Source organism: Vibrio sp. 1288 (assembly GCF_033344475.1).
Genome location: NZ_JAWPOX010000018.1, coordinates 84,947 through 100,500 on the forward strand (window position 1 = coordinate 84,947; position 15,554 = coordinate 100,500).

A 15,554-nucleotide genomic window follows, 5' to 3' on the forward strand; every position below is an offset into this window, starting at 1 on the left:
CATAGATCATTGAATTTGCTTTTCTATCTTTTGTGTAAAGTTTGCCCACAGGATCAAAATTTATAAGCTTCTCTTTAATGATGACAAATATCGTGTCGCCTCACTACTTTGTGTCTATTTCTTGTCTAAGAAAGCCAAAAGCCAGTAGCAATTAAGCTGCTGGCTTTTTTATTGAAGTTATTGCCCTGAGTAACAAGTGTTAGAACAATTTACTAGACCAGCCAAGCTTATTCCGTAAGACGTGATAGTAGCTGTAGTCTTTTGGATGGATGAGCTTTAGTACATTTGGACTTTGATAGATGTGAATTTCGTCGCCAGGGGTAACTGGAAGTGAGACTTGTCCATCACAGCTAACTTCTTGTGTTCCACGGTTTTCTGGTGATACCACCAATTTAATTCGACGTTTTCCATCAACCACCAAAGGTCGACTCGACAATGTATGAGGGAACATTGGCACGAGTGAAATGGCATTCAAGCTAGGAGAAAGAATTGGGCCGCCGCCAGAAAGTGAATATGCCGTCGAGCCAGTCGGAGTGGAGACAATCAAACCGTCGGCCCGTAAAGAGAAGGCGAAGCTTTCATCTATGTACACTTCAAATTCAATCATATGAGCAATTTGCCCTGGGTGAAGTACGGCTTCGTTTAGCGCAGCGTTATGGCTCTTTATTTGTCCGTGGCGGTGTACTTCCGCCTCTAAAAGAAAACGTTCCTCTTCAATATAATCACCGTCGAGTACCGCTTGCAGAGACGCTTGGAAGTCGTCTGGGTTCAAGTCAGTTAAGAAGCCCAAATTTCCACGGTTCACGCCTATAACTGGCACATCAAATCGGGATAAAATTCTTGCCGCACCTAACATGTTGCCATCGCCACCAACCACAATGGCTAGATCGGCATTTTTTCCTAGTTCAACTAAGCTAGCAAACTGACTCTGTGGGATATCATCCAGTATTGCGGCAAGGCGATCGTCAATGAATACTTTATAGCCCTCAGAGGTCAACCATTGGTACAACTCTTTATGAGTTTGAATTGCTTGTTGATCTCTTGGTTTTCCGATAATCGCGATCACGTTACATGGATTTTTCATAGCATTTCCGCATTAAAGAGGCTTGAATCAGGAATCTTCATCCCCATAATAATGGCAAGTCACCTAAATATGCGAATTTTTATGTGGTTAAAGCCCGCAAAAACGCGCATGGCTTTAAGGGCATTATGTTGAATTCTGGAGATATCATGAGCAACGAAGAAAACAAAGTTACAGAAGAAGAGCTTGATCAAATCATCGAAGAGGCTGAAAAAGTAGAAGCTGAAGCACAAGAAGTTGAAGCTGAGCTTGAAGAGCTTGGTGATGAGACAGACGCTAAGATTGCTCAACTAGAAGCGGCACTATTGTCTAGCGAGGCAAAAGTAAAAGAGCAACAAGATGCGGTGTTGCGTTCTAAAGCTGAAGTAGAAAACATGCGTCGTCGCACTGAGCAAGAGATCGATAAAGCACGTAAGTTTGCGTTGAACAAGTTTGCAGAAGAGCTGCTTCCTGTTATTGATAACCTAGAGCGTGCAATTCAAGCGGCAGATACAGAGAATGAAACTGTGAAGCCGTTCCTAGAAGGCGTTGAACTAACACATAAAACGTTTGTAGACGTTGTAGCGAAATTTGGCTTGAAAGCAATCAACCCTGAAGGTGAAGCATTCAATCCAGAGTTCCATCAAGCGATGTCGATTCAGGAGAGCCCTGATCATGAATCAAACACTGTTATGTTTGTTATGCAAAAAGGTTACGAACTAAACGGCCGTGTGATTCGTCCGGCAATGGTAATGGTTGCTAAGTAACTTTAACTACCTGTTTTTTAAATATAAAAGCGCCCATCATTTTTGATGGGCGCTTTTTTGTTTTAAACATAAATGACTGCATCGAACTTCGTTGTATATCGATAAATGAAAATTTGATCCCCTTCATATTTTTTCCTATTGGTTAATTATTTTCCTATAGGAGATTTTCTCTCATCTCGCTGCGTGTTTATTAACGGAAAGGGCTATAAGTGATTGTAATCATTCGTTGTGTGAATATTTGTTCTGCATAGGAATGTAAATATAGTCATTTTTTCTAAAACAATGTCGTTAACAAAAATGTAAATTGTCACTTTATTTTGTAACTTCGGTGTGTATGATTTGCGACTAATGCTTTAAAAGTAAGCATATATAACTACAAAAATGTAAATAGTAAACACAACATATCGGAGATTTATAATGGATAAATCGCTTTCTAGTAAGATTTTTATAGGCTTGTTTGCCGGCCTTGTGCTGGGGACAGCAATTCAGTACTTATTTAGCGGTATTGCGATTTTTGATACATACCTACTTGGAGCAGCAGAAGGTGTTGGCGGCATGTTCGTCTCACTGATCAAATTGCTTGTTGTTCCTTTAGTTTACGTTTCAATCGTATGCGGCATTGTTGACTTGAAAGACATCAGTGCATTTGGTCGTCTTGGTGGAAAAACTTTTACCCTTTACATTCTTAACACCATCATTGCGATTACGGCGGCTTTGACTGTCGGCTTGATCTTCCAGCCAGGAGCGGGCGCTAATCTAGCAGGAACGGTATCTGAGGCTGTACAGCTGACAACGACAGAGACGCCGGACATTTTCTCTTTAGTTGTTAACATTGTTCCTAGCAATCCTGTACAAGCGTTTGCTAGCGGCGACATGCTGCAAATCATCTTTATGGCAATTTTGACGGGGCTTGCAATTCAAGCTTTGGATTCTCGTGGTGGCCCAGCTATTCGCACATTCAAAATGGCAAATGAAATCATGATGAAATTGGTTGGATTAGTGATGAGTCTTGCACCATATGGTGTGTTCGCACTAATGATTCAACTAGGTGCAACGCTAAACGCCAATACATTAATGTCCGTTGCCGGTTACGTGGCTTTGGTGGTTGCGATGTTGGTGTTCTGGATCTTCTTCTTCTACCCAATGGCAGTGAGTATTGCGACAGGAACTTCTCCAAAGACTTTCCTACGTGCAACTCGTGAGCAGATTCTTTTCTCTCTATCTACCGCGAGCTCAAACGCGACTATCCCGGTAACGATGCGCACACTGACAGAAAAGCTTCAGGTCTCTAAATCGGTTGCTGGCTTCGGTGTACCACTGGGCGCAACGATGAATATGTCTGGTGTTTCTATCTATATTGCTCTAGCAACGATGTTTGTTGCGAACGCTTTTGGCCAGCCAATTAACACCGCAGACATCTTCACACTTGGCTTAACTATTCTTCTGTTATCTATTGGTGCTGGCGGTGTTCCTGGGGGCGGCGTGGTAATGGTAGGCGTTTTGCTTCACCAACTAGGTTTACCACCTGAAGGTTTAGCAATCATTGCAGCGGTCGACCGTATTAATGATATGTTCTGTACATCATCTAACGTTGTCGGCGACACGGCAGTGAACACCATTGTTGCAAAAACAGAAGGTGAGATCGGTAAAGAAGAAGGTGTTGATGCTGAGCCTGCTCAAGCGAACGCCTAATACCTTGAATAATTTATTTTAACCCTAATATTGAAGCGAGCTCTTATGAGCTCGTTTTTTATTTAGGAAGAGTCGGACATAAATAAATTTATCTGGGAAATGACGTTTTGTTGCGCTACAGCAGTGTGACGAGTTCCCAACTAATCAGAAAGAAACACATAAATTTCGAAAAAAGACGCTTTTTTTTAATTCTGCCCTTGAAAAGCATTTTGCCGCCCTTATCTATGTGGCATAGAGAAGCAAACATTGATTATTTTTGTTTGTGAGCAAGGGTTGAAACCCGATTCTCCTCCCCCCACATTGGGGTTATAACCAAACGAAAATAGAATTTATTCGGAGATAGCCAGATGGGTAAAATCATTGGTATTGACTTAGGTACTACTAACTCATGTGTTGCTGTATTAGACGGCGACAAACCACGTGTAATTGAAAACGCAGAGGGCGAACGTACTACTGCATCGGTTATTGCTTACACTGACGGTGAGACGCTAGTAGGTCAACCAGCGAAACGTCAAGCAGTAACTAACCCAGAAAACACGCTATTTGCAATTAAGCGTCTAATCGGTCGTCGTTTTGAAGACGAAGAAGTTCAGCGTGACATCGAAATCATGCCTTACAAAATCGTTAAGGCTGACAACGGTGATGCTTGGGTAGAAGCGAAAGGCCAAAAAATGGCAGCTCCTCAGGTTTCTGCTGAAGTTCTTAAGAAAATGAAGAAAACTGCTGAAGACTTCCTTGGTGAGGAAGTAACTGGCGCAGTTATCACAGTACCTGCTTACTTTAACGATGCTCAGCGTCAAGCGACAAAAGATGCTGGCCGTATCGCAGGTCTAGAAGTTAAACGTATCATCAACGAACCAACAGCAGCTGCGCTAGCTTACGGTCTTGATAAGAAGGGCGGCGATCGCACTATCGCGGTATACGACCTTGGTGGTGGTACATTCGATATTTCAATCATCGAAATTGATGAAGTTGAAGGCGAGAAAACATTCGAAGTTCTAGCAACTAACGGTGATACTCACCTAGGTGGTGAAGACTTTGATAACCGTCTAATCAACTACTTGGTTGATGAGTTCAACAAAGAGCAAGGCATCAACCTTAAGAACGACCCACTAGCAATGCAGCGTGTTAAAGAAGCAGCAGAGAAAGCGAAAATCGAGCTTTCTTCTACTTCTCAAACAGACGTAAACCTACCTTACGTTACTGCAGATGCAACTGGTCCTAAGCACATGAACATTAAAGTGACTCGTGCAAAACTAGAATCTCTAGTTGAAGACCTAGTACAACGCTCTCTTGAGCCATTAAAAGTAGCTCTAGCTGACGCTGACCTATCAGTAAACGACATCACTGACGTAATCCTAGTTGGTGGTCAGACTCGTATGCCAATGGTTCAAGCGAAAGTTGCTGAGTTCTTTGGTAAAGAAGCGCGCCGTGACGTAAACCCTGACGAAGCAGTAGCAATGGGTGCTGCAGTTCAAGGTGGTGTACTTGCTGGTGACGTTAAAGACGTACTACTACTAGACGTAACTCCACTGTCTCTAGGTATCGAGACAATGGGTGGCGTGATGACTAAGTTAGTTGAGAAGAACACAACTATCCCAACTAAAGCGAACCAAGTTTTCTCTACAGCGGAAGACAACCAGAGCGCGGTAACTATCCACGTTCTACAAGGTGAGCGTAAGCAAGCGATGTACAACAAGTCTCTAGGCCAATTTAACCTAGAAGGCATCCAGCCTGCACCACGTGGTATGCCACAAATCGAGGTTACGTTTGACCTTGATGCGGACGGTATCCTACACGTATCTGCGAAAGACAAGCAGACTGGTAAAGAGCAGAAGATCACTATCCAAGCTTCTGGCGGTCTAAGCGATGAAGACATCGAGAAAATGGTTCAAGAAGCAGAAGCTAACAAAGAAGCGGACAAGAAGTTCGAAGAGCTAGCAACTGCACGTAACCAAGCTGACCAAATGATTCACGGTACTCGTAAGCAAGTAGAAGAAGCTGGTGAAGCGCTACCTGCAGAAGAGAAAGAGAAGATTGAAGCAGCAATTTCTGAGCTAGAAACAGCACGTAAAGGCGAAGACAAAGAAGCTATCGATGCTAAAGTTCAAGCACTAATGACTGCTTCTCAAAAGCTGATGGAAATCGCTCAACAACAAGCTCAAGCGCAGCAAGCACAAGGTGCTGACGCAGGTGCACAGTCTAAAGAAGACGACGTTGTAGATGCTGAGTTCGAAGAAGTTAAAGACGACAAGAAATAATATTTCTTAACCAGATGGTTGCATAGCCATCTGGGGTCGATAAGACTTCGTGTGCGGGCGTTTGGGGCAACTCTTACGCCCGTCTGTTTGTAAACGCTGTCTTTCTAGTTAAGTATGTTGCAGACAAGTGCACTTACCTAGAACGATACAAACACCAAGCGGTGAATCGATGCCGTTTGTAGTAATTAACTGGTGACGAAGAACATGTCAAAACGTGATTTTTACGAAGTGTTAGGCGTAAGCCGTGATGCCTCAGAGCGCGATATCAAAAAGGCGTATAAGCGTCTAGCGATGAAATTCCACCCAGACCGAAACCAGGGTGATGATTCTGCGGCGGACAAGTTTAAAGAAGTAAAAGAAGCGTACGAAGTTCTGACCGACCCTCAAAAGAAAGCGGCGTACGACCAATACGGTCATGCTGCTTTTGAACAAGGCGGCGGTGGTTTCGGTGGCGGCGGCTTTGGCGGCGGCGGTGCTGATTTCGGCGACATCTTTGGCGATGTATTCGGTGACATCTTTGGTGGTGGTCGTCGTGGCGGTGGTGGCCACCGTGCCCAGCGAGGTGCTGACCTACGTTACAACATGGAATTGACGCTAGAAGAAGCGGTTCGTGGTGTAACGAAGGAGATCGAAGTACCGACACTAGTACACTGTGATACCTGTGATGGTAGTGGCGCGAAGAAAGGTTCATCTGCTGAAACATGTGGTACCTGTCATGGTCATGGTCAAGTACAGATGCGCCAGGGCTTCTTCGCAGTGCAACAAACCTGTCCTACCTGTCACGGCAAAGGTAAAATCATTAAAGACCCTTGTAATGAGTGTCATGGTCAAGGTCGTAAGCAGAAAACAAAAACACTTAACGTTAAGATCCCGGCAGGTGTTGATACTGGCGATCGTATTCGCCTATCTGGCGAAGGTGAAGCGGGAGAAATGGGGGCGCCTGCTGGCGACTTGTATGTACAAGTGCACGTGAAAGAGCACCATATCTTCGAGCGTGATGGCAACAACCTATACTGTGAAGTGCCAGTAAGCTTTGCGATGGCAGCTCTAGGTGGTGAAGTTGAAGTACCAACCCTAGATGGTCGCGTAAGCCTAAAAGTGCCTTCAGAAACGCAAACAGGTCGTATGTTCCGTATGCGTGGTAAAGGTGTGAAAGGCGTTCGCGGTGGCGGTGTTGGTGATCTTATTGTGAAGTTGGTTGTCGAAACACCAGTAAATCTAAGCTCACGCCAAAAAGAACTGCTCAAAGAGTTTGAAGAGTCTTGTGGTGGTGAAGCGGCGACAAAGCACAAGCCTAAATCAGAAGGCTTTTTCAACGGTGTGAAAAAGTTCTTTGATGATTTAACCAGCTAAGACGTTAGCGAAAAGCACACATACAAAGGCCTGCTAAAATGCAGGCCTTTTTGCATCTCGGTGTTCTTCCTAATTCCAGCAATCACTTGGTTCTTCGACATTTGTTGACGTTAAAGTAATCGTTTTAGAACCAGTCAAGCACTCGTCGTCGTCTTGTCCCAGAGACGATTTTGCTGTTGCTGTAATGGTATAGGCCGTACTTGCAGAGCTCGCAATATCGAAAGAAAATCTATTTGTGTCTGAGTCACATAGAGTGCATGTGCCTCCAGAGAGAATATGACTCCAGTCGTACCCACCATCATAAGATGTCTCTAGCTCTAGCTGAATTCGACTAAGATCGCTCAAGGCAACCGTCCTATGAGACTTGATTACATGATTAGTGTAAGAGGGGTATGCGACTGCAGCAATGATCCCGACAATCACTACAGCTACCAGTAATTCGATCAATGTCATCCCTCTCAATCCTTTTTTGTAGCCGTTACAACGAGAAATTCGAATCATCACGAGTAGTTTCCTTTTCACTTTTCCGCCTATTTTTGGCAGGTGATAGCATCTGTGCAAGATGAATTACGGCCCTTTTGCCGTTTACATAGGAATTTGGGAAATGCCTCGCGGGTTTACGTTGTTGGAGCTTCTTATTACTGTTGCTGTACTGAGTGCTTTATTGGCTACAGCTGCACCATCTTTCAAGAATGTCTTTGAAACCAACAAAATGCAGCGCTTAGCTAATGAATTGCATGGCTTTGTTATTGAAGGTAAGTCTGAAGCAGTATTACGGCGTGAAAGACTTTGGGCACACATCATCATGTCTGGGAGCTCATCCAGTGACGGAAACTGGCGTATTGATTTGACAGATAACGGAGCTGAGGGAGCTGGGACTGTGTTGTTCTCTTTATCAGGTAAGCCGTATTACGGTATTGTCGTTACCCCGAGCTATGCTTCCGATCAAATCAGCTTCGACGATGTCCATGGTCGACCATCATCAGGAAACTTGAAGTTTCATCCTGTTGGTGAATCATCAAAAGCCTTAAAACTCATTTCTCATACTTTATCAGCCCGCGTAAGAGTATGTAGTGATAACAGCGGCACAGAATATTACGGTTATTCAACTTGCTCTTAAGGATGGCTATGTTTAAACAAAAAGGGGCGAGCCTTATTGAGTTTATGATCGCATCTGTGCTTGGGCTTATTTCTCTTGCGACAGTGGGGTCAATCTATGTGAGTGGTCAACGAGTGATAATGGAGCGTTCGAAAGAGTTAATGTTGTTACAGAATTCTGAAAGTGTCGTGCAGATGCTCAAGAGCGACATTCAGCGTGCTGGTTTTGACGGTAACAATGGTCATTCTATAAAAATCTCGGGCTCAGCGAACACAATTTACACTCTTGATGATGTTGATAGAGGGCTAATTGCTTACGCCTATTACATAGGTGTTTCTGGCTCTGCTCCTTTATATAAAAACGTGGCTTATGAGCAACGAGTTAATACGCCAGAGTCGCTATTTGTGTGTGAAAAAAAGCAAATAACGATATGGGATGTTAATGACGTGGTCAACCTTGCAGGCACAGGCTCATGTAACACTCTCTTTGATAAAAAAGTTATTCACGTTAATCGATTTGACCTGACTAGTGATTTGCTAGAAAGCACTGATGCAAAAAGTGCACTGGTGACCATTACATTGGGAACCGAATTGAAAGACGTGACAGATATTCGCACGCAGCAGTCGTTTACTGCGATGCAAAGGAACTGGCAGTAATGAAGAAACAACAAGGTGCAGCTGCGTTATTAGTTGTGGGTGTATTGCTAGTTGCGGCATTAATGATGTCGCTTGGTAGCTACAAGTCTCTTTTTTATCAGATCAAGCGTGCCAACAATCAAATTGAAGCACGACAAGAACATTGGCTTGCAGAAGGGGGATTGGAGTGTTTCTATTCTTTAGTTCAAAGTACCGGTGATATTTCTTCTGCAACTTCACTAATTTCAAGCCGATGTGAAACACCTTTAGGTTTACATCAATTAGCATTGGAAACCGACAACAAGCTGTTAAGCAAACCAGCTCCAAACTCCAGCCGGACCGTTGAAAAACAACTTGTCCTTTCAAGAGGAAGAGCGTCCGGAGCACTAAAAAGTAGTACAGATTTATACGTTAATGGTAGCTCCGCATTTTCAACACCAGATCCTGGCGAATTTGTAGGAAGTGGGTGGGAGTGTGTTGCTATTCGCTATAAGAATGCATTTCACTCACGTGCTGGAGCGACAAACCAAGGGGTTATACATGGTTCTGCCCCTTATGCTGATTTTGTTCACAACAATATAGATTGTAAATCGGAACATATGAGTGTGACCTCTTCTGACTCAGATTACGGAGAGGACTTTATTCAAGATGCAGACCTAGAGCCATTTTACGACATTTTTAGAGAGCAACGCAGTGACTGGAACTCGGTGAAATCAGGCTGGGGGTTTACTACGATTGATTACGACGACTCAACTAACCAAGTCGTTACTGATTGTGGAAAGAAAGTTGGGGAGCAAATTTCAGCAGGGAAAACTCATATTTGGGTTACGGGGTCCTGTGAGTTTACTTCCTCTAAAAAGAATAGCTCTGGAGAGTATGAGAATGATTCTGATGGGATACTAATCAAAGGAGGCATTGATTATCTTAATGAAGCTTTTGCCGCTACTGGAGAAGCTCCAATATTACTTGTGGTTCAAGATGGTATTTTTGCTGTACATGGTTCAATGACATTCCCTGGTATGCTCTATCAACTTACGACTAATTCACTTACAGATTTAGATACACATTGGAACTTGTTCGAGGCCAAAGATCATTTTGGGGATGCGGCTAACTTTCCCACGCTTGCTCTAGATAAAGTCGTTTACCTGCAGCGTGGCTCATTTAGTTTTTCGGGGGGACAAGTCTTAGATAGTCCAGGTTACAGTGCTTATTTTGTTAACTCTCTAAATTTTGCTTACAACCGAGATAACATCGATGAGGTCGTTGATCCGATTATTAATTTCCGCTGGAAGAAGGGCTCCTGGAATGATCTCTAAACAAAAAGGTTTTAACCTTCTTGAAGTTCTAATTTCTTTTCTGCTTATCGGTGTTGGGGCTCTAGGTTTAACTAAGCTAAACGTATATCTAGAACGCGAATCCGAATATGCCATAAAAAGTATTGAAGCACTGCGTCTAGCAGAAAACCAGCTCGAATGGTTCCGGACGCGTGGTGCTTCTGCGGCGATGTCTACCATCACACCTGCAAATTTTGCTTCTATTGCAACAGGCTCTTCTGTTGCTGGATCTTATGTCGTCGAGTGGGAAGTTCCAGCTGCCACGGTTTCAGGAACACTGAAAACTATCACCATTACCTCTATCTGGAAGGATAGAATCGGCGAGACGCGATCAGTTCAGCTTAAAACGATGATCTCACAATACAGTGAATTCGAAAACTAAGTTCAATTGCATACATGGGCTGAGACAAATGCGGGTGTAATTCCTGTTTGATACCGGATTTGTCACGGTTAATAAATGGTTTTTGAACTGTTAATCGAGTTGATGTGCTACTGTTTTTATTATGTTTAATTGAAGTGGTGTTTTTGCAAAATATGTCTCCAATTATGAAAAAAAATCTAGAACCTTGTGCTTTCTCCATTGGTGTTTACTAGAATACTCGTTGGATAGTAGGTCGTTATAATTATTCAAATAGGCCTTGGCACCAACATCATTCACTATGGAGTTACCATGAGTAACCAAGCTGTAAATAAGGCACCATCATCGAAGCCGAGCGGGATGGAGCGCTTTTTAAACTTTATCGAGAGGACAGGTAACAAAATTCCTGATCCTGCGATTTTGTTCTTCTGGGCATTGATCATTACTTGGGCGGCGTCAGCACTTTTGTCGAATGTATCATTCGATCTTCCAAACCCTCGAACGGGCGAAGCTCTTACTATCACCAACTTACTTACGGGCGAAGCGCTAGCAAGTTTCCTTGCTAACATGGTGACGACGTTTACTGGCTTTGCGCCACTGGGTATCGTACTTGTCGCAATGCTAGGTGTGGGTGTTGCAGATTCTTCGGGCTTTATTACGACGGGTCTTAAGAAGATGCTGAACTTCACGCCAGCTAAGCTTCTTACTCCAATGCTTATTTTGGTTGCCATTGTATCGCATACTGCGGCAGATGCAGGCTATGTTCTGGTTATTCCTCTTGGCGGTATTATCTTCCATGCGGCAGGTCGTCACCCTTTAGCAGGTATTGCGGCAGCATTTGCAGGTGTATCTGGTGGCTTCTCTGCAAACTTTATCCCTTCAGGTATCGATCCACTACTAGCAGGCTTTACGCAAACCGCGGCGCAGGTTCTTGATCCTGAATATGTGGTTAACCCATTAGCGAACATCTTCTTCACTGGCCTATCCTCCATCATTATTGTGGGGATTGGTTGGTACGTGACAGAGAAAATCATCGAGCCTCGTTTATCAAAAATGCCAATTGATGAGGATGCGGAAACCGCGCCAAACCTAGGTTCATTTACTGAACTGGAATCAAAAGCATTCCGTTATGCTGGTTGGGCAATGATGGCGGGTATTGCTTTACTTGTTGCAGCGTTAATTCCAGAAACATCAGCACTTCGCTCGCCTGAAGGTGAAATTACTGCCTTCTCAGCACCGATAATGAAGTCTATCGTGCCGTTGATCTTTATTCTGTTTATCATTCCTGGTTACGTTTACGGTAAAGTGTCTGGAACGTTCAAGACCAGCAACGACATTATCAAAGCGATGGCTGATACTATGTCAACCATGGGCGCATACATTGTTATGTCGTTCTTCTGTGCTCAGTTCCTATCTGCATTTGCTCAGTCAAACATCGGTACGATGCTAGCGTTGTATGGCGCAGAAGGCTTAAAAGCGATGAACCTACCAGGTGAAGTGACCATCATCGGTATGATACTTCTAACCGCGTCTGTAAACCTACTTATTGGTTCGGCATCTGCAAAATGGGCTTTAATTGGTCCAATCCTAGTGCCAATGCTAATGGCGGTTGGTATCTCGCCTGAGCTGTCTCAGGCGGCTTACCGTGTGGGGGACTCTGTATCGAACATCATTTCGCCTCTAATGGTATTTTTCCCTCTTGTAGTGGTTTACTGTCAGCGTTATGTGAAGTCGGCTGGTATCGGTACGCTTGCGTCACTAATGATGCCATTCTCGATCGCAATGCTGATCGGTTGGTCTATCTTCCTAGTTGCTTATTGGATGGTAGGTATCCCGCTAGGCATTCAAGCTCCTTACACTTACACAATGTAAAAACGTGTAGGGTGTGAAAGCCGCTAATTGGCAGCCAAAAAGCGCAGGTCTTCGATCTGCGCTTTTTTGTTCTCGTAAAACGAACATCGATAGGTCTTGTAACTAGTTTTTTGGAGTTGCAGACTTTGTCCCGTGATGTGTTGCTGTAGTGAAACCGAAGTTGGTGATAAAATTCCTGACTTCAATCGTTTTTTGTTTCTTTGGAGCCTCCTTTGTCTAACCATCCGTTTTCCCCTCAAGATGAATTGTTTATGCGCAGAGCGATGGAGCTTGCTGAGCAAGCAGAAGCTGAGGGGGAAGTACCTGTCGGCGCAGTGCTTGTCAAAGATGGTGAAATTATCGCTGAGGGCTGGAACCGCTCTATTGGCACCCATGACGCTACCGCACATGCTGAGATCCAAACACTGCGTAAAGCAGGCCAAAAGCTAGAAAATTACCGCCTTCTGGATACGACGTTATATGTAACACTTGAGCCATGCCCAATGTGTGCCGGAGCCTTATTGCATAGCCGCGTTAAGCGGGTTGTTTTTGGAGCGCCAGATTTAAAAGCTGGAGCTGCAGGAACAGTGCTTAATTTGTTTGAAAGCCAAGCCGCTTACCATTACGCCTTAGTTGAAAAGGGGCTGCTAGAAGATGAGTGCCGCACTCAGCTACAAGCGTTTTTTAAGCGTCGCCGAAAGGAAATTAAAGCGAAGAAGCAAGCACAAAAAGCATTAGAAAATCGAGAGAGCGAGCAAGGTAGTGGGAGTAGTGAGGGCTAGCAAACACCTACAACGTGGTAGATGTTTGCTTGGACGCACTAGTGATTGACTAAATGTACAAAAACACGATTACGTGAACTTACTTTCTTTTTCATACATGTCAGTTTACGTTTACGTCGGATAGCAGCTACTGTGTTATTTAAACGCTTTGACTGCACTCTACGTCTTCTCATATTCAAAACCTCCTGCAGACAAGACTTATACCAGTAAAGCGCGGCTCATCGATGCTTGGCAATAGGCTCGATAATCGCACTAAACATTGTATGGTTTAAACGTTCTTCATTTGACTTCTGCATTGCACAGAGCCAGCAAACAATTTCAATACGATGCTTAATAATAGGAGTGACGTTATTTCGGCAGAGTGTAGCCGAAAGTGCCGCTTCATCAAGTGAGCTAAACCATGTGGTTGTAAAGTAATCTGTTACAAAGCAATCAGTTTTACTAACGATGAAGAAAAGGCGACCAACCAAAGGAATGGTTGAGTGTGGTTGGTGTCACTCAGAATATTGGAGTCTAGATAAGTTTTCGTTAGGACTCAACAAAAATGACGAGCTTCATAGGCTCGTCATTTTTTAGTTTACCGCGGGTTTATTCTTCAATGCTTTCTTGTTCGGTGTCTTCTTCAACCGTGACGTCAGAAGCGCCAGAGACTTGTTCTACGACGGTCTCTACTGCGCCCGATATCAAAATGTCGGGGTTGAGCGGCGGAATCACTTGCAAGTCATCGCTATTCTCATCAATCGCTGGCTGTTGGCTGACATGACCAATGATGGATTGGTAGTAACGTCGAATATTTTCTACGTAATTACGCGCTTCATCGCCTCTGGCGTAACCATAGCGAGTTTGGCTGTAATAGCGCTTCTGACGTAGTAAAGGCAGCCTGTCTTTTACATCGGCCCAAGCGTTCGGATCGCCACCTTGTGCTTTGGTGAGTCGTCGTGCGTCCATCATGTGGCCGTAACCAATATTGTATGAAGCTAACGCAAACCATATTTTTTCATGCTCGTTAATGCTATCAGGCACGCGACTTACAATTCGACGTAAGTACTCGACACCACCACGAACAGATTGCTCAGGATCCAAACGGTTAGTCACCCCGACGCTTTTCGCCGTTGGCAGAGTCAGCATCATCATCCCCCTAACACCCGTTGGCGATTTTGCTGTTGGTTTCCAGTGTGACTCTTGATAAGCCAATGCTGCAATTAATCGCCAGTCGAACTCTTCGCTGTATTTTTGGAATAAAGGTGCCCATTTAGGCAATTTGTCATCCAGAGCTCGAATGAATGCGCGAGTATCAACGTAGTCAAATGCTTCAATATGACCAATGTACTTTTCTTCGAGGGTGGACAGTTCTCCTGATTGTTTGATGTTACCGAAAAACTCTATCAGCATCGCATACAAACTTTCGTCTTCAGAACGTCGAGTAAACCAAGACACTGGTTGATCTTCTGTAAGTTCAAACGCGAGCGCAAGATCGGGGTAAAGGCGTTGAGCTAGGGAAAGTTCTACCGAATCAGTCACAGTAAAACGTAACTCACCCGTCGATACGTATTTGAGTAAGTCTCTCGTGTCAGCATCACCAACAATTTCAAACTGAAGTTCTGGATACTGCTTCTGTAACGCTGTTAGGGTCGGAACATATTGCGATTGTTCAACGATCTTTAATGTTTGAGCGCCTGCATTTGTATCTTCGTCGGACTCGTCGTCTTTCGAGGCTTGGTATTCAATGAGTTGTTCGATATCACGTGGTCGAAGTTGCCCTTTTTTATATACCACTTGTTGGCTTACATAATAATAGGCAGGGCCTGGTCTAAATCGTTTGACTGCTTGTGACGTTTGATTTAAACCCGTAGCGATGATATCGATATCTCCTTTCTTAAGAGCAGGAAAAAGCTCAGCTTGGCGAAAGGCTGGTTTAATCTCGAGTTTGACGCTGAGCTGCTCCGCAAACTGACGCGCCAATTCGTAATCCAACCCTGCGGGACCATCGGGACCTATGTAGTAGGAAAGCTGATTGTTTAGCGTGCCAACACGAAGCACACCACGTTCTTGAATTTTTTCAAATTCACTTTTGGGCTCCGACTCAATCTGGCAAGCAGAGAGTAAAAGAACAGAAACTAAAATTAGAGCACTGCGCTTGAGCCGGTTGAAGTGACTTATTTGCATTAATAGGTACATCTTGGAAAATTTCTATTTGCCTTTATATCAAAGCGAGCTCATGGGGCAAAGTGAATCACACACTTATAACGTGACATTGTGTGTTTTATCGACATTTTAGTTGTAATTCAAATTTGACAAAAAAAATGACGCAAACGGTTGCTTTTGGTGTTACATCACAAAAACAATTACTATATAATGCGCT

Annotated in this window: 13 protein-coding genes; 10 read left to right on the forward strand and 3 right to left on the reverse strand. The window is 43.9% G+C overall.

Annotated elements, in window-relative coordinates; all coding sequences use genetic code 11:
* Positions 1–199: 199 nt before the first annotated feature.
* Positions 200–1,084: an NAD(+) kinase gene (gene nadK / locus R8O11_RS14810; RefSeq protein ID WP_225466668.1), complete on the reverse strand. Its 885-nt coding sequence runs from the start codon at positions 1,082–1,084 to the stop codon at positions 200–202.
* 146 nt (positions 1,085–1,230) lie between these two features.
* Between nadK and grpE the strand changes: the two genes are divergently transcribed.
* The 4 genes from grpE (at position 1,231) to dnaJ (ending at position 7,133) form a co-directional block, all read left to right on the forward strand.
* Positions 1,231–1,827, forward strand: coding sequence for a nucleotide exchange factor GrpE (grpE, locus tag R8O11_RS14815; protein ID WP_021034134.1), 597 nt, complete (start codon positions 1,231–1,233; stop codon positions 1,825–1,827).
* A 417-nt stretch (positions 1,828–2,244) separates the two neighbouring features.
* Positions 2,245–3,519 (forward strand): dicarboxylate/amino acid:cation symporter, encoded by a 1,275-nt coding sequence (locus tag R8O11_RS14820; protein ID WP_005381625.1) that lies wholly within the window; start codon positions 2,245–2,247, stop codon positions 3,517–3,519.
* Positions 3,520–3,866: 347 nt separating this feature from the next.
* On the forward strand, positions 3,867–5,780 hold the full coding sequence (gene dnaK / locus R8O11_RS14825; RefSeq protein WP_005381623.1) for a molecular chaperone DnaK: 1,914 nt from the start codon (positions 3,867–3,869) through the stop codon (positions 5,778–5,780).
* 204 nt (positions 5,781–5,984) lie between these two features.
* Entirely contained in the window at positions 5,985–7,133 is a 1,149-nt protein-coding gene (dnaJ, locus tag R8O11_RS14830; RefSeq protein WP_005381620.1) for a molecular chaperone DnaJ, read from the forward strand.
* A gap of 69 nt (positions 7,134–7,202) precedes the next feature.
* On the opposite strand, the gene R8O11_RS14835 is transcribed toward dnaJ, so the two are convergent.
* Complete coding sequence (locus tag R8O11_RS14835) at positions 7,203–7,634, reverse strand: type IV pilin protein (protein WP_054579037.1); 432 nt, start codon at positions 7,632–7,634, stop codon at positions 7,203–7,205.
* Positions 7,635–7,737: 103 nt separating this feature from the next.
* On the opposite strand from R8O11_RS14835, the gene R8O11_RS14840 reads away from it, so the two are divergent.
* From R8O11_RS14840 to tadA, 6 genes are all read left to right on the forward strand, one after another.
* Positions 7,738–8,253: a GspH/FimT family pseudopilin gene (locus R8O11_RS14840; RefSeq protein WP_033905824.1), complete on the forward strand. Its 516-nt coding sequence runs from the start codon at positions 7,738–7,740 to the stop codon at positions 8,251–8,253.
* A gap of 8 nt (positions 8,254–8,261) precedes the next feature.
* Entirely contained in the window at positions 8,262–8,888 is a 627-nt protein-coding gene (locus R8O11_RS14845) for a PilW family protein (protein WP_033905826.1), read from the forward strand.
* Positions 8,888–10,183, forward strand: coding sequence for a hypothetical protein (locus tag R8O11_RS14850; protein ID WP_054579039.1), 1,296 nt, complete (start codon positions 8,888–8,890; stop codon positions 10,181–10,183). The genes R8O11_RS14845 and R8O11_RS14850 overlap by 1 nt, the downstream gene beginning before the upstream one ends.
* Positions 10,173–10,583: a prepilin-type N-terminal cleavage/methylation domain-containing protein gene (locus tag R8O11_RS14855; protein ID WP_054579040.1), complete on the forward strand. Its 411-nt coding sequence runs from the start codon at positions 10,173–10,175 to the stop codon at positions 10,581–10,583. Before R8O11_RS14850 ends, R8O11_RS14855 begins: the two co-directional genes overlap by 11 nt.
* 288 nt (positions 10,584–10,871) lie before the next feature.
* Positions 10,872–12,431, forward strand: a complete 1,560-nt coding sequence (locus R8O11_RS14860) for an AbgT family transporter (RefSeq protein ID WP_203345940.1) — start codon at positions 10,872–10,874, stop codon at positions 12,429–12,431.
* Positions 12,432–12,643: 212 nt separating this feature from the next.
* A complete protein-coding gene (tadA, locus tag R8O11_RS14865) occupies positions 12,644–13,192 on the forward strand; it encodes a tRNA adenosine(34) deaminase TadA (protein WP_136976140.1) in 549 nt (182 codons plus the stop codon).
* Between the two features lie 588 nt (positions 13,193–13,780).
* Here tadA and mltF read toward each other — a convergent pair.
* Positions 13,781–15,358 carry a membrane-bound lytic murein transglycosylase MltF gene (mltF, locus tag R8O11_RS14870; protein ID WP_318194247.1) on the reverse strand — a complete coding sequence of 526 codons (1,578 nt, stop codon included), beginning with the start codon at positions 15,356–15,358 and terminating at the stop codon, positions 13,781–13,783.
* Positions 15,359–15,554 lie beyond the last annotated feature (196 nt).